Source organism: Streptomyces sp. NPDC088747 (assembly GCF_044751025.1).
Classification (GTDB): domain Bacteria; phylum Actinomycetota; class Actinomycetes; order Streptomycetales; family Streptomycetaceae; genus Streptomyces.
In genome coordinates, this window is sequence record NZ_JBIVKZ010000003.1 from 628,427 (window position 1) to 649,703 (window position 21,277).

Annotated in this window: 21 protein-coding genes and 1 pseudogene; 9 read left to right on the forward strand and 13 right to left on the reverse strand. The window is 70.3% G+C overall.

What is annotated here, in order from left to right; genetic code table 11:
- Positions 1-421 precede the first annotated feature (421 nt).
- Entirely contained in the window at positions 422-1,072 is a 651-nt protein-coding gene (locus ACIP79_RS11170; protein WP_401221995.1) for a TetR/AcrR family transcriptional regulator C-terminal domain-containing protein, read from the reverse strand.
- A 68-nt stretch (positions 1,073-1,140) separates the two neighbouring features.
- Here ACIP79_RS11170 and ACIP79_RS11175 point away from each other — a divergent pair, with 68 nt between their 5' ends.
- Positions 1,141-2,565, forward strand: a complete 1,425-nt coding sequence (locus tag ACIP79_RS11175) for an FAD-dependent oxidoreductase (protein ID WP_401221997.1) — start codon at positions 1,141-1,143, stop codon at positions 2,563-2,565.
- Between the two features lie 35 nt (positions 2,566-2,600).
- Here the strand turns inward: ACIP79_RS11175 and leuE are convergent, their stop codons facing one another.
- On the reverse strand, positions 2,601-3,251 hold the full coding sequence (gene leuE / locus ACIP79_RS11180) for a leucine efflux protein LeuE (RefSeq protein WP_383682666.1): 651 nt from the start codon (positions 3,249-3,251) through the stop codon (positions 2,601-2,603).
- 399 nt (positions 3,252-3,650) lie between these two features.
- Here leuE and ACIP79_RS11185 point away from each other — a divergent pair, with 399 nt between their 5' ends.
- Positions 3,651-4,487, forward strand: coding sequence for a L,D-transpeptidase family protein (locus ACIP79_RS11185; RefSeq protein ID WP_401221999.1), 837 nt, complete (start codon positions 3,651-3,653; stop codon positions 4,485-4,487).
- A 277-nt stretch (positions 4,488-4,764) separates the two neighbouring features.
- Here the strand turns inward: ACIP79_RS11185 and ACIP79_RS11190 are convergent, their stop codons facing one another.
- The 7 genes from ACIP79_RS11190 to ACIP79_RS11220 all read right to left on the reverse strand — a co-directional run bounded on the left by ACIP79_RS11190 (position 4,765) and on the right by ACIP79_RS11220 (position 11,735).
- A complete protein-coding gene (locus ACIP79_RS11190; RefSeq protein ID WP_401222000.1) occupies positions 4,765-6,051 on the reverse strand; it encodes a hypothetical protein in 1,287 nt (428 codons plus the stop codon).
- Positions 6,051-6,713, reverse strand: a complete 663-nt coding sequence (locus tag ACIP79_RS11195) for an RNA polymerase sigma factor (protein ID WP_383680485.1) — start codon at positions 6,711-6,713, stop codon at positions 6,051-6,053. The genes ACIP79_RS11190 and ACIP79_RS11195 overlap by 1 nt, the downstream gene beginning before the upstream one ends.
- A 369-nt stretch (positions 6,714-7,082) precedes the next feature.
- Positions 7,083-7,463 (reverse strand): hypothetical protein, encoded by a 381-nt coding sequence (locus ACIP79_RS11200; protein ID WP_401222002.1) that lies wholly within the window; start codon positions 7,461-7,463, stop codon positions 7,083-7,085.
- Positions 7,464-7,614: 151 nt separating this feature from the next.
- The gene (locus ACIP79_RS11205; RefSeq protein WP_401222004.1) at positions 7,615-8,283 is read right to left on the reverse strand and encodes a hypothetical protein; all 669 of its coding nucleotides are present in this window, start codon (positions 8,281-8,283) and stop codon (positions 7,615-7,617) included.
- Between the two features lie 113 nt (positions 8,284-8,396).
- Positions 8,397-8,900, reverse strand: coding sequence for a hypothetical protein (locus ACIP79_RS11210; protein WP_401222005.1), 504 nt, complete (start codon positions 8,898-8,900; stop codon positions 8,397-8,399).
- A gap of 91 nt (positions 8,901-8,991) precedes the next feature.
- Positions 8,992-9,768 carry a DUF4328 domain-containing protein gene (locus ACIP79_RS11215; RefSeq protein ID WP_401222007.1) on the reverse strand — a complete coding sequence of 259 codons (777 nt, stop codon included), beginning with the start codon at positions 9,766-9,768 and terminating at the stop codon, positions 8,992-8,994.
- A gap of 323 nt (positions 9,769-10,091) precedes the next feature.
- Positions 10,092-11,735 (reverse strand): family 20 glycosylhydrolase, encoded by a 1,644-nt coding sequence (locus ACIP79_RS11220; RefSeq protein ID WP_401222008.1) that lies wholly within the window; start codon positions 11,733-11,735, stop codon positions 10,092-10,094.
- 380 nt (positions 11,736-12,115) lie between these two features.
- Here ACIP79_RS11220 and ACIP79_RS11225 point away from each other — a divergent pair, with 380 nt between their 5' ends.
- The 6 genes from ACIP79_RS11225 (at position 12,116) to ACIP79_RS11250 (ending at position 17,148) form a co-directional block, all read left to right on the forward strand.
- Positions 12,116-12,751, forward strand: coding sequence for a 2-oxo-4-hydroxy-4-carboxy-5-ureidoimidazoline decarboxylase (locus ACIP79_RS11225; protein WP_401222127.1), 636 nt, complete (start codon positions 12,116-12,118; stop codon positions 12,749-12,751).
- 188 nt (positions 12,752-12,939) lie between these two features.
- Positions 12,940-13,320 carry a succinate dehydrogenase, cytochrome b556 subunit gene (sdhC, locus tag ACIP79_RS11230; protein ID WP_384379766.1) on the forward strand — a complete coding sequence of 127 codons (381 nt, stop codon included), beginning with the start codon at positions 12,940-12,942 and terminating at the stop codon, positions 13,318-13,320.
- Positions 13,321-13,325: 5 nt separating this feature from the next.
- The gene (locus tag ACIP79_RS11235) at positions 13,326-13,817 is read left to right on the forward strand and encodes a succinate dehydrogenase hydrophobic membrane anchor subunit (RefSeq protein ID WP_401222011.1); all 492 of its coding nucleotides are present in this window, start codon (positions 13,326-13,328) and stop codon (positions 13,815-13,817) included.
- Positions 13,818-13,840: 23 nt separating this feature from the next.
- A complete protein-coding gene (gene sdhA, locus ACIP79_RS11240; protein ID WP_401222013.1) occupies positions 13,841-15,595 on the forward strand; it encodes a succinate dehydrogenase flavoprotein subunit in 1,755 nt (584 codons plus the stop codon).
- Complete coding sequence (locus ACIP79_RS11245; RefSeq protein WP_383680468.1) at positions 15,595-16,374, forward strand: succinate dehydrogenase iron-sulfur subunit; 780 nt, start codon at positions 15,595-15,597, stop codon at positions 16,372-16,374. The genes sdhA and ACIP79_RS11245 overlap by 1 nt, the downstream gene beginning before the upstream one ends.
- A gap of 165 nt (positions 16,375-16,539) precedes the next feature.
- Positions 16,540-17,148 carry a Uma2 family endonuclease gene (locus ACIP79_RS11250; protein WP_401222129.1) on the forward strand — a complete coding sequence of 203 codons (609 nt, stop codon included), beginning with the start codon at positions 16,540-16,542 and terminating at the stop codon, positions 17,146-17,148.
- A gap of 115 nt (positions 17,149-17,263) precedes the next feature.
- Here the strand turns inward: ACIP79_RS11250 and ACIP79_RS11255 are convergent, their stop codons facing one another.
- The 3 genes from ACIP79_RS11255 to ACIP79_RS11265 all read right to left on the reverse strand — a co-directional run bounded on the left by ACIP79_RS11255 (position 17,264) and on the right by ACIP79_RS11265 (position 18,807).
- Positions 17,264-17,527: a TM2 domain-containing protein gene (locus ACIP79_RS11255; protein WP_399213778.1), complete on the reverse strand. Its 264-nt coding sequence runs from the start codon at positions 17,525-17,527 to the stop codon at positions 17,264-17,266.
- A gap of 337 nt (positions 17,528-17,864) precedes the next feature.
- Positions 17,865-18,272, reverse strand: coding sequence for a DUF2752 domain-containing protein (locus tag ACIP79_RS11260; RefSeq protein WP_401222015.1), 408 nt, complete (start codon positions 18,270-18,272; stop codon positions 17,865-17,867).
- Positions 18,265-18,807 (reverse strand): TM2 domain-containing protein, encoded by a 543-nt coding sequence (locus tag ACIP79_RS11265; RefSeq protein ID WP_401222017.1) that lies wholly within the window; start codon positions 18,805-18,807, stop codon positions 18,265-18,267. The genes ACIP79_RS11260 and ACIP79_RS11265 overlap by 8 nt, the downstream gene beginning before the upstream one ends.
- A 560-nt stretch (positions 18,808-19,367) precedes the next feature.
- On the opposite strand from ACIP79_RS11265, the pseudogene ACIP79_RS11270 reads away from it, so the two are divergent.
- Positions 19,368-20,609, forward strand: a pseudogene (locus ACIP79_RS11270) (tyrosine-type recombinase/integrase); the annotation flags it as partial.
- Positions 20,610-20,786: 177 nt separating this feature from the next.
- On the opposite strand, the gene ACIP79_RS11275 reads toward ACIP79_RS11270, so the two are convergent.
- Complete coding sequence (locus ACIP79_RS11275) at positions 20,787-21,272, reverse strand: DUF2247 family protein (protein WP_401222019.1); 486 nt, start codon at positions 21,270-21,272, stop codon at positions 20,787-20,789.
- Between the last annotated feature and the right edge of the window lie 5 nt (positions 21,273-21,277).

The window sequence follows — 21,277 nt, forward strand, 5'->3', positions numbered from 1 at the left end:
GGCGAGAAGGACGAAGACCGGCGTCCCACGAGAAACCGCGCGGTCGGCTCCGTCAGCCGGATTCGCCGCGGGCCGCGTCGCCCGCTCGGCGGGAAGCCGAACGGGCCCAGACGCCCGTTGAGGAACTGACCCCACCCAGGCACCTGGCAAGGACCACGAAGGCCTGCGTCCCGCAAGAACCCGCGCGGCCGGCGTCAGCGGCCCGGTTCGCCGCAGGCCGCGCCGGACGCTCAGCGGAAAGCCGAGCGAACCCAGGCACCCGGCAAGAGGCACGGAGGCCGGCATCCGGCGAGGACCTGCGCGGTCGGCGTCGGCAGCCGGATTCGTCGGTAGCGGCACCGGACCGCTCGGCGAGGAGCCGAGCCGACCGAACCCGAGCCGAGCCCACCGCGTACAGCCGCCACCCCCTCCCCCCGGCCCGTCAGCGCACCCCGTACCGCGTCTCGATCCCCCCGATCAGCAGGTCGAGCCCCGCCTCGAAGCCCTCGGTGTAGTTCTGGAAGACCTCGGCGCCCGCGGCTGCCGCGAGGGGGAAGTCCGCCATGCGGGCGGCGCGTTCCTCGAGGTCGTAGCCCTCGCGGCGCTCCCCCGGCCGCGGCGAGACGCCCTGTTCCTCGGTGACGAAGCCGATGGTGAAGTGGAAGGCCGTGGTCGAGGCGCGGACGGCCTGGGAGAGAGTGAAGCCCGCGTCCACCAGGGCGCGCAGGTTCGCCTCCAGGTCGACGGCGTGCTCGAGACCGGTGAAGCGGGAGCCGCTGAACACCTTGGCGCCGTCGCGGTAGCCGAGCAGCGCCGCGCGCAGCCCCCGCTGGCTCACGAGGATCCGCTCCTGCCAGCCGGCGCCCGCAGGGAACCGCACGCCCGCGACCATCCGGCGGTACATCTCCGTCGCCATCTCGTCGAGCAGCGCCTGTTTGTTCTTGAAGTGCCAGTACAGCGCCGGCGCCTGGACGTCCAGCTCCCTGGCGATCGCCCGGAGCGTGAGCCCGTCGAGGCCGACCTCGTCGAGGAGCTTCAGGGCGGTCTCGACGACCTGCTTCTTGTCCAGCTTGGGGGATCTACGACTAGCCACGCTTGACAGTTTAACGCCGTTAAGGGCATGCTCCCGGCACGGAACTTAACAGCGTTAAGGAGCTGACCGTGACCACGTACGACACCGATGTACTCGTCGTCGGCGCCGGCCCCACCGGCCTCGCGCTCGCCCTCGACCTCGCCCGGCGCGGGGCACGCTCCCTCGTCGTGGAGCGCGCCGACGGGCTCTTCCCCGGCTCGCGCGGCAAGGGTCTCCAGCCCCGCACCCAGGAGGTCTTCGACGACCTCGGCGTGCTCGACGCCGTCCGCGCGGCCGGCGGCCGCTACCCCGTGGGGATGATCTGGCAGGACGGGGAGCGCAAGGGCGAGCACCACATGTTCGACGCGGCGGAGGCGACGGAGGCCGAGCCGTACCAGGAGCCGTTGATGCTGCCGCAGTGGCGCACCCAGCGGATCCTCTTCGACCGGCTGACGGAACTCGGCGGCACGATGGAGTTCGGCCGCGAGCTGGTCGCCGTCGCCCAGGACGCGGACGGCGTGACGGCCTCCTTCGCGGCGGGCGCCCCGGTCCGCGCCCGCTACGCCGTCGCCGCCGACGGAGGCCGCAGCACCGTGCGGCGCGCGCTCGGCATCGGCATGACCGGCGAGCCCGGCACGGCCATGGACCCGACCCCGATGCTGGTCGCCGACGTACGCATCACCGGCCTGGACCGCGACAACTGGCACGTCTTCCCGCCGGTCGGGGCGGAGGGCTTCATGGCGATCTGCCCGCTCGCGGGGACGGACGACTTCCAGGTGACGGCCCAGTTCTCCGAGGGCACGGACGTCGAACTCTCCCTCGACGGCATCCGCAAGGTCGTCGCCACCCGCTCGCACCTCTCCCCCGAGGACGTGACCGAGGTCCGCTGGGCCTCGGACTTCCGGCCGCGGGCGGCGATGGCCGACCGGTTCCGCGAGGGCCGCGTCCTGCTGGCGGGCGACGCCGCGCACGTCCACTCGCCCGCGGGCGGACAGGGCCTCAACACCAGCGTCCAGGACGCCTACAACCTGGGTTGGAAGCTCGGCGCGGTGCTGAGCGGCGCGGCGGACCCGTCCCTCCTCGACTCCTACGAGGAGGAGCGGCTGCCCAACGCCGCGCAGATGCTCGGACTGAGCACCCAGGTGCACCGCGGCGAGGTCAGGCGCGGCGCGGCCACCCGGCAACTCGGCCTCGGCTACCGCGGCTGCTCGCTCGCGGTGGAGACCCGGCAAGGCCTGCCCGAGGACGCGCTGCGCGCCGGTGACCGCGCACCGGATGGCGTCCGTGGCGGCGTACGCCTCTTCGACGCGTTCCGCGGACCCCACTGGACCCTGCTCGCGGTCGGCACGGACACCGGACTGCCGGACCTCGCCGGAGCCCCCACGGTCCGGATCCCGGCGTACGAGGCGTACGGCACGGGGGTGTTCCTCGTACGGCCCGACGGTTACGTGGGCTGGGCGGGCGAGACCGCGCGGGGGCTCGCGGAGTACGCGAGCCTGGTCGGCCTGGCCTGACCACGCGCCGAGTCAGCCCGCACGGCCCGTCGTCCTCACGCGCCGGCCAGCGTCAGTTTCACGGCGAACCCGAGGAAGAGGGCGCCGGCCGCGGTGGTCGCTCCCGCGGAGAGCCGCCTGCGGCTGCGGAAGGCCGCCGCCAGCCTCGTACCGCTGAAGATCAGCGCGGATAGGTAGAGGAAGCTCGCCAGTTGGGCGAAGGCGCCGAGGACGACGAAGGACAGCGCGGGATAGGCGTATCCCGGGTCGACGAACTGCACGAAGAAGGCGACGAAGAACAGGATCGCCTTCGGGTTGAACAGGCTGATGACCAGGGCCCGCCGGAACGGCCGCTCCTCGGCGGTCTGTTCGCCGGGCGCCTCCACGACCGTCCGCTCCCGCCGGGTCCGCCACATGCTCCACGCGGCCCGCAGCATCCCGATCGCCAGCCAGGTCAGATACCCGGCACCGGCGTACTTCACGATCCCGAACAGCAGCGCGTTCCCCTGCAACAGGGAGGCGACTCCCGCCGCGGAGAGGGTCATCAGCACGGTGTCACCGCACCAGACGCCCGCCGCGGCCGTGTATCCGGTGCGTATGCCCCGGCGCGCGGCGACGGAGAGGACGTACAGGGAGTTCGGCCCGGGGAGCAGGACGATCAGGATCAGGCCCACGAGGTAGGTGGGGAGGTCTGTGACACCAAGCATGGGGTGGAGTGTCGCACGAAGGTACGACACCGTGCCCTTGGGTATCGAGGCCCGGCATCCTCGGGTATCGAAGCCCGGCATCCTCGGGTATCGAGCCCCGGCGCGCTCGGACATCAAGGCCCGGCGACCTCGGCCATCGGGAGCCGGTCACCGCGTTGACCCGCCGTGGGATACACCCCCCCGCGTGAAGGGGTACTCACCCGGCGCACCCGGCTTCTCAGCGGAGTTCGCGCGCCCCCTGCCGTGTCTCCCTCCGAAGCCGCCCATTGCCTGTTTGATGGGCTTCGCCCTCCACCGAGCGGTGTAGTTCGCCACCGGGCACGCGCGGGGAGCATCTCAGGTGACACACGACGGCTGGACGGGGGTCCGATGCAGACGACAGCACCAAGGACGGGACACGTGAGGCGATCGCTGGCCGCGCTGGTGGCGATGGCCGCGGTCGGCGGCTGTACGGCCCAGGCCGTGGACGCGGACGGTGATCCGGCGCCCCTCGTACGGATCGACGGCACGATGGGCTCCACGCCCAAGGCGCGGCCCACGGCGAAGCCCACCCAGGACGACCCCAAGCCGAGCCGCACCCCGTCGCAGACCCCAGCCGTGGCGGCCCCGGTCCTGTGGTCCAAGGGCGACGAGGGCGTCGAGGTGCGCGAGGTGCAGGCCCGGCTGCGGCAGGTCGAGTGGCTCTTCGACGGGCCGACGGGGACGTACGACGACCTCACCGCCGGCGCCGTGAAGGGCTTCCAGGGCAAACGGGGCCTGCCGTCCACCGGCAAGGTGGACACGGTCACCTGGCAGCGGCTGCGGAAGATGACCAAGGAGCCGGGCAAGTGGGAGCTGTACGCGTTCGGCGGCCAGCCCGCCGCCGCGCCCGACCCGCGCTGCATGACGGGCCGCGTGCTGTGCGTCAGCAAGACGAGCCGCACGCTGCGCTGGATGATCGACGGCCGGACGGTGTCGACGATGGAGGTGCGGTTCGGCTCGGAGTACACACCGACCCGCGAGGGCGTGTTCAGCGTCTACTTCAAGTCGCGCCACCACGTGTCGACGCTCTACGACTCGCCCATGCCGTACGCCATGTTCTTCAGCGGCGGCCAGGCGGTGCACTTCTCCACGGACTTCGCGGGCCGCGGCTACTTCGGCGCCTCGCACGGCTGTGTCAACGTCCGGGACGAGGGGAAGATCGCGGCACTGTTCGCGGAGGTCCGCGACGGCGACAAGGTCGTCGTGTACTGGTGACTTCCGCGTAGGGGTGACGCGTAGGGGTGACGCGTAGGGGTGACGCGTACTGGTGACTCGTGCCGACCGGAGAGGTGAGGCGGCGCGGGCGGGACCGGGGGAACGTGTCCCGCCCGCGCCGAGGTGCACCGGGCCATGAGTACGGGGGGAACCCCGGCTCGGTGCGAGGGCCGATGACCAGTCGGCTCATTCACTACTGCGTCGGCTCGGCTGAAAATGTCACACCCGGGGCTGCGGGGAATCCCGCGGGCGAGCCGGATGGATGGAGAACAGCAGCTCAGGCGGTGTTCTCGCGGTTCTGGTCCGAGGCCGTCGCACCGGCGGCCCACGGGAGGCCGCCCGGGGTCGATGCCTTCGGCGACGGGGTGAGGCGTTCACCGTCGTCGCCGAGGGCATCGTTGTCGCGGTCGCTCCGGTCGCTCCGGTCGCCGCGTCCGGCTCCGCGGTCCTCGTCACGGCCGTCGCCGCCACCACGACCGTCGCCGCCACGACCGTCATCGTCGCGACCGTCTCCGCCCCGCCCGTCGGCGTCGTCGCCCGGGAGCAGCGAAGGTATGTGGTCGCCGTCGGCGTCACCACCTCCGGCTCCCGGTTGCGGGTCCTCGTCCCGCCCCGAGCTGGTCTCCCCGCGCAGGTCGCCGGAACCCTTGGTGTCCCCGCCCTTGGGGTCGTTCCCGGCGTCGCCGAAGCCGTCGCCGGTGCCCCTGCGGTCCAGGACTCCGTCGCAGTACGTCCTCAGCCGGTCCTGGCCCGGACCTCCCGCGGCGGTCTCCAGGACGTGTCTGCGGCCGGCGTCCAACTGCTTGCCTGCGAGGACGTCTCGGCAGGACGAGCGCGTCCGGCTCCACCACTGTCCGCTGCGGCCCTCGTCGCCCGCGGCGTCAGAGCCCTGCTGCCCGTCCGTGGCGCTGCCGCCCGCCTCGTCCCTCGCGGAGCCGCCGCCGGTCGGGCCGCTGGTGGGCTCCTCGGGTGCCTCGGCGCGGGGAGCGGCACCGCCGGCGGCGTCCGGCGACGGAGAGCCGAGCGGCCGCTCCGGGGTCGCCGCCGCCGTGACCGAGGCGGCGGGACCCGGCTTGTCGTCACCGAAGGGCGTCGGCAGGATTCCGGTTCCGGCGACGACGGCGACCCCGCCGATCATCCCGACGGCCAGCGCCGCGGCGAGCCCGAGGCGCGTGGGGCGGTTCCAGCGGACCCGGCGGGCGCCGGGGCCCGGAGGTCCCAGCCGTACGAGACCGGCGTCGGAGGAATAAGCCGTGCTGGTGCGGGCGACGGAGCGGGGGCGGGCGCGCGGGCCCGGCGTCGACAGATCGCCGTCCGCGTCCGCGCGCACCTTGCGGAACGCGGCCAACGCGGCGGCCTCGCCCGGGAGTTCCTCGCCGCTGGGCACGGGTCCGCCGGCCAGCGCGGCGAGTGCTCCGGTGAGCCGCTCGACCTGGTTCCGGTTGCCCTCGTCGACGGCTTCCAGGGGTTCGCCGCGCAGCAGACGCTCGGCGGCGTCACGGTCCAGCCACCGGCCGGGGGGCCGTGGGTTTTCCCCCGGGAAGACACAGCGCTCGTCGGCCATCACATGTCCTTCTGCGTCCGCGAACGCGTATGCGTCACACCGGCGGACGTCACCGCGCGGGTACGCGGCTCTCTTTGTGGGGGTACGACGCCGAGTGCGCCGGCGGATTCCGGATCGTCGCCGAGCAGCTCCGCGAGCCGTTTCAGACCGCGGTGCGCTGCGGTGCGCACCGCGCCGGGACGTTTGCCGAGGGTCTCCGCGGCGGTCTTGGCGTCGAGGCCGACGACGACGCGCAGCACGACGGCCTCGGCCTGGTCCTGCGGGAGCTGGGCGATGAGCAGGAGGGTCCTGTCGGTGGCCAGGGCCTCGATGGCCTCGCCCGCGGTGTCGGACTCGCCGGGCTTGCCGGTCAGTTCCGTCTCGTCGCCGCCGATCGCGGGGCGGCGCCCGCGCATCCGTATGTGGTCGAGGGCGCGGTTGCGGGCGATACGGGCGGCCCAGCCGCGGAAGCGGTCGGCGTCCCCGCTGAACCGCTCCAGGTCACGGGCGATCTGCAGCCAGGCCTCGGACGTGACGTCCTCCGCGTCCGGATCGCCGACCAGCGTCCGTACGTATCCGAGCAGCCGTGGGTGCACAGCGCGGTACACGGTCCGGAACGCGGTCTCGTCCCCGTCCTGTGCCCCAAGCACCGCGGCGGTCAGCTCCGCGTCGTCCCCCAGCACCGCACTCCCTGATGGTCGCGATCCCTGGACCGCTGATGGTTGCGGTAGTCCCTCGCCCCCCGCGGCCCGGCGCGAAAAGAACGTTACGGCGTGAAACCGTTCCCCGTCCATGTTCGTACAACCCGCAACTACGTCGGGACCCGTGAGGTGTGACAGAAAACGCTGTCGTGGCGCAGTAGAGAGTACGGGCCGCCGCGCGGCCCGTGCCGCGCGACGGCCGGGGCCTCTCCTGTGGGGGGTGGCGGCTCCGGCCGTTGCCATCGGCCTTCTCCGGACACGGGTTTCTCCGGAACCGGCTTTCTCCGAATCCGGCCTTCTTCGGACCCAGGTTTCTCCGCACCCGGCCTTCTTCGGACCCGGGTCAGGGAGTCACCCCGCGGCCTCCCGGCACAGCAACCGCAGCGAACCGTCGCCCAGGTAGCAACGGCGGGCCTCGTCGATCGGATCCCACAACCGCCCGTCGGGTGTACGGATCCAGTGATCGCCGCCCGTCACCCACCACTCCGCGCCCGTGCGCCGCACGACGACCTCGCCGGCGTACGCCCCGAAGCCGCGCAGCACCGTCTCGACGGCGGCGTAGGGCGCTCCCTCCCGCCGTATCTCCTCGATCAGCCGGTCGACCCGCCACAGGCTCTGCACGGAGTAGTCCAGGCGCAGCCGGGCGCCCTCACGCATCGTCGCGACCGCGTCCGCCGCCCAGCGGATGGGCTTCGCCGCGGCTTGGGGCCGGGTTGCTCGAATTGCGTTCACACTCGGAAGAGCGTCCTCCGGACGGAATTCGTCACCCCGTTCCGCGCACTTCCCCGGACCCGCGCGAGATCGCCCCACCGAGCCCGCGGAACCGGCACAGAACTCTCGCGGGCGACGGGTTTGGGCTCCTACGCCCTTCCCCTTTGGGCTCCTACGCCCTTCCCCGCGCCCTTCGCGAGACCACGGCCCGCATCACCCGTCGCCCTTCCGTGGACTGTCCGAGGACCAGCCGCAACCCGCCCGCGCCGCGCTCGGCGAGGAGCTCCAGGATGGCGGTCTGGCGCCGCAGTTCGGCGGCGACGAGCGGTGACATGCCGTCCGTACGGCCCTCTCGCCTGGCGGCCACGGAGGACGTGCCGTCGGCGGCGATGTCCAGGAGCTGGTGGATGCGCAGGGCCGCCACGGAACAGGTGTCGGCCCAGGCCCGCAGGGTGTCGACGGAGGGCTCGACCGGAATGGTGGCGAGCATCCGGCGGGCTAGGAGGGCGGCCCGGCCGTCGGGCGAGACCTCGGATCCGGGACCCGCGTCGGCCCAGGCACCGGGGTCGAGCCCGAAGTCGGCCCCGGAGGCGAACCCGGAGCCGAGGTCGAACTCCCCCGCACCCGCCGACTCCCCCGGGTCCTCCGACTCCCCCAGATCCGCACGGGCCTTGACGACCCGCTCCCCCCACGCCTCACCGTCCACCAGACTCGTCCACAGGGGTCGCAGGACCTCGTCGTCGTCACCGCCCAGCAGAGGAACGCACCGATCCAAACAAGCCAGCCCGCTCGCCGCCAGCCCACGCTCATCGGCCTGAGCGATCAGTTCAACCAGGCTCATCGCGCCTCCCTCGAACTCCTCGAACTCCGCGAACACCACATTAGAGCGCCCGTTTCTCACGGAGGCCGCACTCTCCCCTACTGCGTGCGACAGACCAGGAGTGTCACAGGAGGTCAGAGGGGTACGACCCCGAGCCGGTCCAGGAAGCGGAACAATAAGTTTTCGGCCAACGGGTCGGGGTCCGCGGTCAGTACGTGGAGCAGCGGTCCGGCGACCACCGCGTGACCGGCCTCCGCTGCCCAGGCGACGGCACGTGCGGCGGCGTCGGCCGGTTCGAGGAAGTAGTCGTCGACGCTGAGCCCTTCCTGGCCGTCCCCGAGGTACCGGACCATCGCGGCCCGCGCCAGGCACGTGGTCCACGCGCCGCTCTCCGGCCCGGCCGCCTCGACGACCACACAGTCGCTGTCCATGACGTACCCGAAGAGCGCGGGCGCCCCGGTCTCCCGGGCGAGCGTGTTCATGCTCCCGACGTCCCCGTCGCCGCTCGGGTACTCCCACACCTGCCAGCCGTCGGGCGCCTGGGTCAGCGGAACCAGGCCCGGCGCCCCGCTCAGCGCGTCCAGTTCCGCGAGCGGCCGCTCGCTCCGGCCCACGACGTAGTACCCCCAGTAGCCCATTCCGGTCCCCCCGGTGTCTCGGTTCGGCTCGCGCCGAATACACCACAGGGGTACGGGAGTTCGCTACCTGATCGGGCAATCCGCCCCGCGCTCAGACGTTGACGGGTAGAGGGGCCCGGCCCTGGTGCGCCTTCTCGTTCTGCATCCGGGTCAGCCGCAGCACGACGAGGATCGCGAGTACGCCGGCCGCGATGTCGGCGACGTCGGCGAGCAGGACCTGGTCCATGGCGGCCAGGATCTCGTCGGGCGTCCCGGCGCGGCTGTACCTGGAGAACGCGAAGCGGTCGGTGATCAGCGCGAAGATCCACAGTGTCCACCAGGCATTGACGAGCCCGTGCGAACCGCGGGCGGTGAGCGGGCGGCTCGCGTCCCAGATGTCCAGCATGATCCGGCGCGGGAACCACAGGCTCACGACCGGCACGAACCAGCTCCACACCGCCCAGGCGCGCTTCTTGCTGTGCCCGAAGGGGTTGAACACCTCCGCGTTGACCCGCGTCCGCTGGAACCAGACCAGGTAGACGACGACGGCCGCGAGGAAGGAGACCGTCTGCGCGTATCCCGCCGCGAGGTAGACCGAGTCGGCGTCCTCGGCCTCCCGCTGCAGGGAGTCGCTGTAGTCGCCGTCCGCTATGGAGGCCGTCACGTCACGCATCCTGAGGTCCGCCCAGACGGCGAACAGGTCGGTGGCGATGGCCAGACCGATCAGCAGGGCGACGGCCGTACCGAGGCCGACCGGCGAACGCAGCCAGGCGGGGCCGTGCGGTGACGTCACCGGAACCGGGGGCGGCCCCTGGGGCGCGGCGGCGCACAGGGAACACAGCCCTTCGGGTGTGGCCGCGGCGAACTGCTGACAGCGCTGACAGATCATGGAGGCCTTCGATCGGAGACACGGATGCGGTACGGATGCGGGGCGGTACGGAGGCGGGGCACGGGCGCCGGACGATGATCCGCGAACCGGGGACCCGGGACCGCGGACGACGGACGCGATCGTCGTTCGTCGTTCGTCGTTCGCCGAACGCCGGACGACAGCCACGATCGACGCCAGTCGCCAGTCGCCACGCCCATCGCCAATCACCGTCGCCAGTCGCCCGGACACGAGAAGCCGGGCGCCGCCCCTCCCCAGGGGTGCGCCCGGCATACGAACAAGCACGCGAAAGATACGGTCCGGACCGCTCGCGCGTCCAGCGTTTCTCAGCCCAGCCGGTCCGCCAGCTTCTTGAAGTCCGCCCAGGAGAGCGCCGGTTTACCGGGATCCCAGAGCTTCTGGACCGTGGCGCGCAACGGCATCCTGATCCCCGCGGCCACCTGCGCCTGGGTCTGCGACTGCGAGAGATCGCACCAGACCGCGAAGCTCCCGCCGAGGATCTGCCCGTCGTACTTGGCGGGGACCGCCGTCGTACCGCGCACCACCAGCGGGGTCCACTGCTCGTAGATGCGCTGCCCGGTCGGATAGACGAAGGTCTGCGGCTGGCCCAGGACGTAGTAGAGGTACTCGTCGTTGTAGTTGACCAGCTCGCGCCCGGCGCTGAGGTACTCGACCGGCTTGCGCGCGCCGATCTCCTTGCCCGTCCAGTACGCCACCTGAAGGTCGTCGTCCGCCTGCGCCTTGCCGCCGGGGAAGAACCCGTCGTTCCAGGCCCGCAGCGTCCGGTCGTGCCCGCGCATCACCTCGGCACGGTCGTTGAGCCAGCCGGTCGCGAGGTCGGCGATGCCGGCGCCGGAGCCGTAGGTGTTCACGGCGGCGGTGGCCAGCTGCGGGTAGGAGGCCGCCGGGTTGGCGACCGTCAGCGCCCGGTACTCGTCGCCGCCGAGGTGCCAGTAGGCGCCGGGGAAGAGGTCGGCGTACTCGTTCAGCAGTTCGTCGACCAGGTCCGCGGACGCCTGCTTGGAGATGTCGATCGAGCCCTGCGACACGACGCCCTGCGCGTTGCGCAGCTGGAGGTCGGGGTACGCGGCGAGCACGGCGCCCAGGTGGCCCGGCGAGTCGATCTCCGGGACGACGGTGATGTGCCGGCTCGCGGCCAGCTCCAGGATCTCGCGGACCTGCGCCTTGCTGAGGTGCTCCTTCGACACGATCTCCGGATGCGTGTCGGACTCGATGCGGAAGCCCTGGTCGTCGGAGAAGTGCAGGCCGAGCTGGTTGAACTTCAGGTCGCCCAGCTCCCGGACCCGGTCCTTGATCCAGTCCGCGGTGAAGTGCTTGCGCGCGATGTCCAGCATCAGCCCGCGCTGCGGCTTCGCGGGCCGGTCGCGTACGACGCCCTCGGGCGCCGTGCCACCGCCGTGCACCTCCTGCTTGAGCGTGCGCGTGCCGTAGAAGACGCCCGCGTCGGCGGGAGCGGTGATCGTCACCCGGCCGCCCTTGACCGTCAGCGTGTACGACTCCGCGCCCGCGGTCCCGTCGTCGAGACCCAACTCGACGTCACCCGAGCGGGGTTCCGTCTCCCCCGCGTACGACAGCTTCAGCTCGCCCGCGAGCAGCCGCCCCTCGTCGGCGAGGTCGCCGTCGGCGACGACCACACGGCCGCCGGTGGCGGGGCGCCAGCCGGGACCCCTGGCGGGGGTGTGCTCCCGTACGGCGGGGATGGTGCGGGGGGTCTTGGACAGCGGGTACGTCCGGGCCGGTGAGGGAGAGGCGCCGGTGGCCGTGCGCGCGGTGCCGGACGCGGACGCCGACGTACCGCCGGACGGCACCCGCGCTCCCGTCGGTTCGCCGCTGTCCCCGGAGGGCCAGAACGCGACGGCGAGGGCGGCGGCCCCGGCCACGACGACTCCGCCGGCGACCACCGCCGACCGTGTCCTGCGCGCGGGCGCGCGCCGCCTGCCGCCGCTCACCGCACCACGCCCTCTGTCCGCGTCCCGGACCGCCGGCCGGAGCCCGCACCTTCGCCCGTTCCCGCCGGGTCCCACATCACGATCCGCATCACGCCGCTCACTTCGTCACCGAGGTCGCATGGCCGGTCAGTACCGAGCCGGCTCATACAGTCATACGGAGCCAGGTCGTACATCCCTTCAGTGAACCTAGGCCCCCATCCCCACCCCAACCGTCCATCACACGTTCCGAAACACTCCCGTCCGGGTGAAATTCGGGCATCCGACGGACAGCCCCTGACACTCCTCGATAGCGTGAGCATCACAACTCTCACTTGTTCCCCTGCCGAATCACACGTGACCTCCCGTCGGTCGTCACGCGGAAACACCGCCGAGGACCCACGCTGCCGCCGCACCGTCCCCCACGCCTTCCCGAGCAGAAGAGCGCGGCGCCGTCCCCGGCCCGCCTGGAGGGGTTCAACTCCGCGCCCGCCGACATCGCCGAGCGCGCCCTCCTCTCCTGCTGCCGCAGCCTGCGCTGGACCCGCCGCATCGCCGAGCACCGCCCCTATCCCGACCTGGACGCGCTGCTCGCCGCGGCCGACGAGGCGGCGTACGACCTGACGGCCTTCGACCTCGCCGAGGCACTGGCCGGCGAGTCGCTCACCCTGCTCCCGGACGGCGCGTACTCCGCCGCCCACACCGCGCTGAGCGCCGCGCACGCCGCGTACGAGAGCCGGTTCGGGCACGTCTTCGTGATCTGCCTCGACGACTTCGCCCCGGAGGAGTCGCTCGACCAGGTCCTCACCGGTATCCGCTCCCGCCTCCTCAACGACCCCGAGGAGGAGCGCGTCCTGGTGGCCGAGGAACTCCGACGCCTCGCCAGGGGCCGGCTCGCCCGCCTCGCGCACACGTTCGAGACGCGGGAGGGGCGGGGCGAGGAGGGCCGAGACGGGGCGAGCCGCCCGGCGGGCGAGGGGACGAGCAGCGGCGAAGAGTCCGCAATCGTCGAAATGCGTGGATTCCGGGCATCCCGATAGCCCGTACGGTGCTTGTTTGATTGCCTGTTTGATCACACCGGCGGGCCCGCTGTAAACGTTCCGACAAGTCGTCGCTACCATGGCCGGGGCCGGTGGACCGTACCCGGCCGGGCCCGTCCGACACCGCTGTACTTAATTAGTAGAAGATGGCGGCGCGGCCCCAATCCCCGCTCCCGGAGGGTTTTTCCGTGCCGGCTGGAACGCTGTACCGCGGCCGGGAAGGAATGTGGTCCTGGGTGGCTCATCGAGTCACCGGCGTCCTCATCTTCTTCTTCCTGTTCGTACACGTGCTGGACACCGCTCTCGTTCGTGTATCCCCCGAGGACTACGACAAGGTCGTAGCCACGTACAAGACGCCGCTCGTCGCGCTGCTGGAGTACGGCCTCGTCGCCGCCATCCTCTTCCACGCGCTCAACGGCCTTCGGGTCATCGCCGTCGACTTCTGGTCGAAGGGCCCGCGCTACCAGAAGCAGATGCTCTGGTCCGTCGTCGGTATCTGGGTCGTGCTGATGGCCGGGGCCCTCTACCCCGTCCTCGGACACGCATTCCGCGAAGTCTTCGGGAGCTGACACAGATGTCCACCACCGAAACCGCCGCATCCGGCATCGGCCCCGTCGAAGGCGCGGACGAGTTCTCGGCGTACAGCGTCGACAACCCCGCGCCGCTCATCGAGGCGCCGCGCCAGCGGACCAAGAAGACCCCGAAGTCCACCCGTGGCAACTTCGAGATGTACGGCTGGCTCTTCATGCGCCTGTCCGGCATCGTCCTGGTCGTCCTGGTCCTCGGCCACCTGCTCATCCAGCTCGTCCTCGACGGCGGCGTCTCCAAGATCGGCTTCGCCTTCGTGGCCGGCCGCTGGGCGTCCCCGTGGTGGCAGACCTGGGACCTCGCGATGCTGTGGCTCGCGATGCTGCACGGCTCCAACGGCCTGCGTACGGTCATCAACGACTACGCGGAGCGCGCCAACACGCGCCTGTGGCTGAAGGGCCTGCTCTACACCGCCACGGTGTTCACGATTCTGCTGGGCACGCTGGTGATCTTCACCTTCGACCCGAACATCCGCTAGGCACGGGGCTGAGGCAACCAACCATGAAGATCCACAAGTACGACACCGTCATCGTCGGCGCCGGCGGCGCCGGCATGCGCGCCGCCATCGAGGCGACGAAGCGCAGCCGCACCGCCGTGCTGACGAAGCTCTACCCCACCCGCTCCCACACGGGCGCCGCGCAGGGCGGCATGGCCGCCGCGCTCGCCAACGTGGAGGAGGACAACTGGGAGTGGCACACCTTCGACACCGTCAAGGGCGGTGACTACCTGGTCGACCAGGACGCCGCCGAGATCCTGGCGAAGGAGGCCATCGACTCGGTCCTCGACCTGGAGAAGATGGGCCTGCCCTTCAACCGGACGCCCGACGGGACGATCGACCAGCGCCGCTTCGGCGGTCACTCCCGCAACCACGGCGAGGCCCCGGTCCGCCGGTCCTGCTACGCCGCGGACCGCACCGGCCACATGATCCTCCAGACGCTGTACCAGAACTGCGTCAAGGAGGGCGTGGAGTTCTTCAACGAGTTCTACGTCCTCGACCAGCTGATCGTCGAGATCGACGGGGTCAAGCGCTCGGCGGGCGTCGTCGCCTACGAGCTCGCGACCGGCGAAATCCACGTCTTCCAGGCGAAGTCCGTGATCTACGCGTCCGGCGGCACCGGCAAGTTCTTCAAGGTGACGTCGAACGCGCACACGCTGACCGGTGACGGCCAGGCCGCGGTCTACCGTCGCGGGCTGCCGCTGGAGGACATGGAGTTCTTCCAGTTCCACCCGACCGGCATCTGGCGCATGGGCATCCTGCTGACGGAGGGCGCCCGTGGTGAGGGCGGCATCCTCCGCAACAAGGACGGCGAGCGCTTCATGGAGAAGTACGCGCCGGTCATGAAGGACCTCGCGTCCCGTGACGTAGTCTCGCGCTCCATCTACACGGAGATCCGGGAGGGCCGCGGCTGCGGTCCCGCGGGCGACCACGTCTATCTGGACCTGACGCACCTCCCCCCGGAGCAGCTCGACGCCAAGCTCCCGGACATCACCGAGTTCGCGCGCACCTACCTCGGCATCGAGCCGTACACGGACCCGATCCCGATCCAGCCCACCGCGCACTACGCGATGGGCGGCATCCCGACGAACGTCCAGGGCGAGGTACTGCGCGACAACACCACGGTGGTTCCCGGCCTGTACGCGGCCGGCGAGGTCGCGTGTGTGTCGGTCCACGGCGCCAACCGCCTCGGCACCAACTCGCTCCTGGACATCAACGTGTTCGGTAAGCGCGCGGGCATCGCCGCGGCGGAGTACTCGGCGAAGGCCGACTACGTCGAGCTGCCCGAGAACCCGGCCTCCCTGGTCGTCTCGCAGGTCGAGCGCCTGCGCGACTCCACCGGCACCGAGCGGGTCGCGGTCCTGCGCAACGAGCTCCAGGAGTGCATGGACGCCAACGTGATGGTGTTCCGCACCGAGCAGACGATCAAGACGGCGGTCGAGAAGATCGCGGAGCTGCGCGAGCGCTACCTGAACGTCTCGATCCAGGACAAGGGCCGCCGCTTCAACACGGACCTCCTGGAGGCCATCGAGCTGGGCAACCTGCTCGACCTGGCCGAGGTGATGGCGGTCTCCGCCCTGGCGCGCAAGGAGTCCCGCGGCGGTCACTACCGCGAGGACTACCCCAACCGCGACGACGTCAACTTCATGCGCCACACCATGGCGTACCGCGAGGTCGGCGACGACGGCACCGAGTCGATCCGTCTCGACTACAAGCCGGTCGTCCAGACCCGCTACCAGCCGATGGAGCGTAAGTACTGATGGCTACTCCCACCCTGGACAAGGCGGACAGCGCCGGCGCGCCGGAGGCCGGCTTCGCCGACACCCCGTACATCACCGCCACGTTCCGCATCCGCCGCTTCAACTCCGAGGTCTCGGCCGAGGCGGTCTGGGAAGACTTCCAGCTGGAGATCGACCCGAAGGAGCGTGTCCTCGACGCCCTCCACAAGATCAAGTGGGACCAGGACGGAACGCTCACGTTCCGCCGCTCCTGCGCGCACGGCATCTGCGGCTCGGACGCCATGCGGATCAACGGCAAGAACCGCCTTGCCTGCAAGACGCTGATCAAGGACATCAACCCCGAGAAGCCGATCACTGTCGAGCCCATCAAGGGTCTGACGGTCCTCAAGGACCTGATCGTCGACATGGATCCGTTCTTCCAGGCGTACCGCGACGTGATGCCCTTCCTCATCACGAAGGACACCAACGAGCCGACCCGCGAGCGGCTCCAGTCGGCGGAGGACCGCGAGCGCTTCGACGACACGACGAAGTGCATCCTCTGCGCCGCCTGCACGTCCTCGTGCCCGGTGTTCTGGAACGACGGCCAGTACTTCGGCCCGGCCGCCATCGTCAACGCCCACCGCTTCATCTTCGACTCGCGTGACGAGGCGGGCGAGCAGCGCCTGGAGATCCTCAACGACAAGGACGGCGTGTGGCGCTGCCGCACCACGTTCAACTGCACGGACGCCTGCCCTCGCGGCATCGAGGTCACGAAGGCGATCCAGGAAGTGAAGCGGGCGCTGATCACTCGGCGGTTCTGATCTCCCCCGTACCTCCGTACGTCGCCGAGGGCCCCCTCCTCCTGGAGAAGGGGGCCCTCGCGCATCCCCCGACCACGATCGGGTGATACCGCTCGCTCGGGACTTGCGAGGACTGCCCGGCCGACGATGATGCTCTCGACAACAGCCCACCTGGAAGGGCACGTGATGTCCGCAGCACCCGCCGAACAGCCGTGCGGCGACCGGCCGCTGATCGCGGAGGCGCATCACATCATCGATCGCCTTCCGGGCCGCCGGGTCGAGATCATCGACGGCCAGATCCTCGTGACGCCATCCCCCGACGTCGCTCACGCGAGGGCGCTGAAGAAGGTGACTCGCCCCTTCGAGGCCGCTGGTCTCGACGAGGATGAGACCGAGGTGCACCAAGCCATCGGCGTCTGGTTGCCGGATGGCCTTGAGGACTACGCGATCCCAGATCTCTGCATCGTCGAATCCGACATCGAAGAGCACCTCGTCGAGAACAACTCCTACGACCCCGTGGTCTTCCGCCTCGTCCTGGAGGTCACCTCCAGCAACTGGAAAGCCGATCTCCGCACCAAGGTCACCGCTTACGCCCAGGCAAAGATCCCGGTCTACGTGATCGTCGACCGCAAACACCAACGCCTTCACGTTCTGACCGACCCCACCGGGGATGAGTACGAGACCCACCGCATCCATGCGCCCGGCGAACTCGTCACCCTTCCCGACTCCATCGGCGCCAAGATCACGCTCGACGTGGCGGAGATCCTCAAGGCCGGGCAGCCCAAGGGCGATTGAGCGTCCCAGGAAGAAGAACGTCGTCCGGGCGGCGGCTTGGACCCCCGGGGGCCAGACGCACGGAGCCCTGCCTCTCATCGTGGAGACAGGGCTCTCGTCGTACGTTCGGCCGATGTCAGCCGCGCAGGACGCGACCCTGCTTGTCCGTGCGGTCGTTGCTCGTGAAGAACAGGATCGCGTCGATCAGGGCCCATACGCCGAGGCCACCGCAGGTGAAGAGCTGGGCGATGGCAACGCCGGTGGAACCGACGTAGAAACGGCCGATACCGAAGCCACCCAGGAAGAGCTGGAGGAGGCCCGCGGTGATCTTGGACTTGTCCGACAGCGGGCGGCCCTGGTGGTCGACGCCGTACGGGGCGTCAGGGGTGGGGACAGACATGAGAGTTGCTCCTGGAATGACCGATGAGAGACCGAAGCGGAGTGCTCCGGGAATCCAGGAGGGAACCCATGGCAAGAAGCGCGAACTTCGATGACGTACGACGTGCTACGCCATCCCCCCTGTGACGTCGGAAGCATAGAGAGACCGGAGGGGAGCGTGGGGGTTAGAACGTCAGATCGACGTCGATTGTTCCAGATCCGTGATCAAATTCTGACCAAATTACCGGCGTGGCACCGTGAACCCGGGGGTCGGACCGGTCGGGGTTCGGGGCCCGGGGCTCGTGACCCGGGGCTCGCGTCTCGCGTCTCTCGCCTCCAACGCGGCGGCCCCCAGGGCGTCATACGACGTTACGGACCACGGTCCACGCCACGGCCACCACCAGTACCAGCAGTTGACCCCGGGAGCTCAGCGTCGGCCGCCAGCGACGGCCCCGCACCCCTTCCAGGAACCAGCGCCCCAACAGCGCCAGCGCGAACGGGGAGGCCAGCAGGAGCATCCGGTTGTCGTGCCAGGCCGCCGCGAACTGGCCGTGCATCAGGTCGTACACCATGCGGGTGCCGCCGCAGGCCGGGCAGAGCAGCCCGGTGACGTAGCGGAAGGGGCACTGGGGCAGCAGGTGCCCCGGCTCGTGCGGGTCGGTGCCGTAGAGGTAGCCGGCGCCCGCGACCCCGGCGACGAACACCGCGAGGGGCGCGGTCGCCGGGTGCCGCAGGAGGGTCCCTGTGCCGGGCCCCGTCTCAGCCACGCAGGACCCGCCCCTGGGAGTCGGTGGTGGTGTTGCCGGTCAGCAGCAGGATCCCGTCGACCAGCGCCCAGATGCCGAGGCCGCCGCAGGTGAAGAGCTGGGCGATCCCGATGCCGACGCTGCCTATGTAGAAGCGCCCGATGCCGAGGCTTCCGAGCGTGAGCTGGAGGATTCCCGCGACGATCTTCGACTTGTCGGAGTACGGGCGGCCGTATGGGTCGTACCCGTACGGGGCGTTGGGGTCGCCGGTGTACATGCCGGGCGGCACGGTGCCCGCCGGGTAGCCCTGCTGCGGGTAACCCTGCTGCGGGTAGCCGTACTGACCGGGCTGCTGGTACGCGCCCGCCTGCTGGTAGTCCCCCGGCGGGGGGTAGTCCCCGGGCGGCGGATAGGCGCCGGCCGGTCCGCCCCCGTACGGGCCGGGACCCCCGGGCGGCGGCGGCACGGACCCGGGGCTCGGGTAGCCGTAGCCGGGCGGCGGCTGGTCCGAGGGCTGGTGGGGCGGCTGGTGAGGTGGCTGCGGCTGGTCGGTCAAGGTGTTCGCTCCTGCTCTCCACGCGAGGTCCGCTGGACGGGCCTGTAGGCCGAATGGGCGAACAGGACTGTCGGTCATATTGCAGGAGCGGGGGGCGGGGAGTGAAGTCGACTCCCCGATTACGCGAGTGGGACGGGCGGACGGCCCACCATCCTGACCCACCGCTTCGGCCTACCCCCCGACCGGGTCGGGCTCCACGATCACCGTCGACCTGGACGGCCAGGTCCGGGTGATCCGGCGCACGACCGACGTCCTGGTCCGTAACGTGAAGGCGGACAAGCCCCACGGGGCTCCCTATGTTGTCTAGGCCCGCCGTCAAGCATCACCCGGGGACCGGAACGTCAGGCATCAGCTGGGATCCGACAGCCCTGGCCAGCGTCCCGGAACAGTGGGTCAGTGGTCCCCGCCCGCCGCTGCCCGCCTCCAGGGCCTCGACGCGGCCACGGAGGGCGGCGATCTGCTGAGCAACCTCGGTCTGCGCATGGCCTGAGTCGGCAACGGGTCCCCTCCCCCGGCCGCACCCCTTCTCCCGCTGCAGCCGCGACGACGAAACCGTCTAGCAGCGCAAGGACAGCCGCTGGGAAGCCGCCGGATGCGTCCTCGACCCCGGCAACACCCGCAAGCGCATCCGCGTCTACGGCACCACCCGCAAAGACGCCCTGGCCAAGCTCACCGAGAAGATCGCCGCCAGCAACCGCGGCCTCCCCGCGCCCTCCGCGCAGGGCAGCCTGGCCGCGTACCTGACGTATTGGCTCGACGCTGTCGCTGTCCACCAACTCCGCGAGAACACCCACACCCGCTACACCGCCTGCGTCAACCGGTACCTCGCCCCCGGCCTGGGCAAGAAGAAGCTCGCCAAGCTCACCGCCAAGGACGTCCGCACCTGGCTCAACCAGCTCCGCACCACATGCCAGTGCTGCACACGCGGCCTCGACGCGGGCCGTGACGAGCCCCGTTGCTGTGCCATCGGATCGTGCTGCTCCAAGCGGCTCTCCCCGCTGACGCTGACGTACATCCACTCCGTACTCAAGTCCGCCCTGGAGCACGCCGTCCGCGAGGAGGAGATCCCACGCAACGTCGCCCGCAACGTCCGCACCGGCACACCCCGTCCCCGACGCTTCGAACCCCTCACCTCCGACGAGGCCCGCCAGTTCCTCGCCGCCACGAACGAACACCGGCTGCACGCCCTGTTCAAACTGGCCCTCCACACCGGGCTCCGCAAGGGCGAACTCCTCGGTCTCCGCTGGGAAGACCTCAACCGCGACCGGGGCACCGCTGCCATCCGCCGAACATTGCAGCGCACCAGCACAGGCGGCCTCACCGCTTTGCCCACAAAGACTCGGGCCTCCGAGCGCCGCATCGCCCTCCCCGCCCGCTGCCTCCAGTCACTGAAGCGCCACCACGAAGAGCAGCAGCGCGACCGTGACACGGCAGGCGCCGAGTGGCAGCACAGCGGGTACGTATTCACCACGCCGCAGGGAAGAGCGATCGACCCGACCAACCTCACCCGCGCCTTCACCACGCTCCTCCGCCGCGCCGGCCTCCGCCGCATCCGCTTCCACGACCTCCGACACTCCACCGCCACCCTGCTCCTGGAACAGGGCGTCGAACTCGTCGTCATCAAGGAACTCCTCGGCCACGCCCACATCGGCGTCACCGCCACCGTCTACGCCCACGTCCGACTCCGCCTCCAGCGCGACACCATCGACACCCTCAGCACCGCCCTTGACGGCCCTGCCGACGACGAGTCGACCCGCGACGACGGCGACGACCCGCCGCTGTGCGGAGCCACCGTCCACTGACGTTGCCGTCAACTACTGCCGTCACCCACCGCAGAAGCCCCGCCAGGACGCACCTGACGGGGCTTCAAGTTTGCTATTGCTATCTAGCGCATGGGTTGCGAAATCGGGCCATGAGGCTCCACCTCGCACGGCGGTGTCGCGCGGCGGGGATGCACCCATCTCCGCCGGTGCCCGCACTCACCGTTGCCGATACAGATCCTCCGAGTACCTCAGGAACGCCTCTAGCCTTTCGGCCATTCCGGAAATTCCTCCCTTACCCCCAGGAGGGGGAGGCATATATTTCACGAAGCCCTCCATCTCCTCAGGATACTCAAAGTCCGAATACAACTCCTCGATAACGTTGAACAATTGCTGCTCGCTCAGGCCATTTTGATGGAGCCAGGCCAGCGATAGATAGATCCACACGGCGGACAGCTCGCGGGAGTCACCCAAGTCCTCAGACGATAGGTCCGGAAGATCCCCGGACCGGATCTCCTCCGAGAGTGCGAGCGCCCACCTTTCCTCTACGTCAAGCAGCGGGCGGCCGACCTGCATTTTGCGCATGTAGATCTGCACGATGGCGGAATCATCCAACCACCCCCAACGCTTCCCGTAAGCGACTTCCCTGGTCGTCAGATCCACTCGATCCACAACAAAGCTACCGGGGATCTTGAACTTAGCCATCGCGT

What these genes read in the sequence shown, in the direction of transcription:
- leuE (WP_383682666.1), bottom strand. Translation starts at nt 3,251, where the DNA reads ATGCTTGGTGTCACAGACCTCCCCACCTACCTCGTGGGCCTGATCCTG.
- ACIP79_RS11190 (WP_401222000.1), bottom strand. Translation starts at nt 6,051, where the DNA reads ATGGCCGACGAGCGCTGTGTCTTCCCGGGGGAAAACCCACGGCCCCCC.
- ACIP79_RS11205 (WP_401222004.1), bottom strand. Translation starts at nt 8,283, where the DNA reads ATGAGCCTGGTTGAACTGATCGCTCAGGCCGATGAGCGTGGGCTGGCG.
- ACIP79_RS11210 (WP_401222005.1), bottom strand. Translation starts at nt 8,900, where the DNA reads ATGGGCTACTGGGGGTACTACGTCGTGGGCCGGAGCGAGCGGCCGCTC.
- ACIP79_RS11215 (WP_401222007.1), bottom strand. Translation starts at nt 9,768, where the DNA reads ATGATCTGTCAGCGCTGTCAGCAGTTCGCCGCGGCCACACCCGAAGGG.
- ACIP79_RS11235 (WP_401222011.1), top strand. Translation starts at nt 13,326, where the DNA reads ATGTCCACCACCGAAACCGCCGCATCCGGCATCGGCCCCGTCGAAGGC.
- sdhA (WP_401222013.1), top strand. Translation starts at nt 13,841, where the DNA reads ATGAAGATCCACAAGTACGACACCGTCATCGTCGGCGCCGGCGGCGCC.
- ACIP79_RS11245 (WP_383680468.1), top strand. Translation starts at nt 15,595, where the DNA reads ATGGCTACTCCCACCCTGGACAAGGCGGACAGCGCCGGCGCGCCGGAG.
- ACIP79_RS11250 (WP_401222129.1), top strand. Translation starts at nt 16,540, where the DNA reads ATGTCCGCAGCACCCGCCGAACAGCCGTGCGGCGACCGGCCGCTGATC.
- ACIP79_RS11255 (WP_399213778.1), bottom strand. Translation starts at nt 17,527, where the DNA reads ATGTCTGTCCCCACCCCTGACGCCCCGTACGGCGTCGACCACCAGGGC.
- ACIP79_RS11275 (WP_401222019.1), bottom strand. Translation starts at nt 21,272, where the DNA reads ATGGCTAAGTTCAAGATCCCCGGTAGCTTTGTTGTGGATCGAGTGGAT.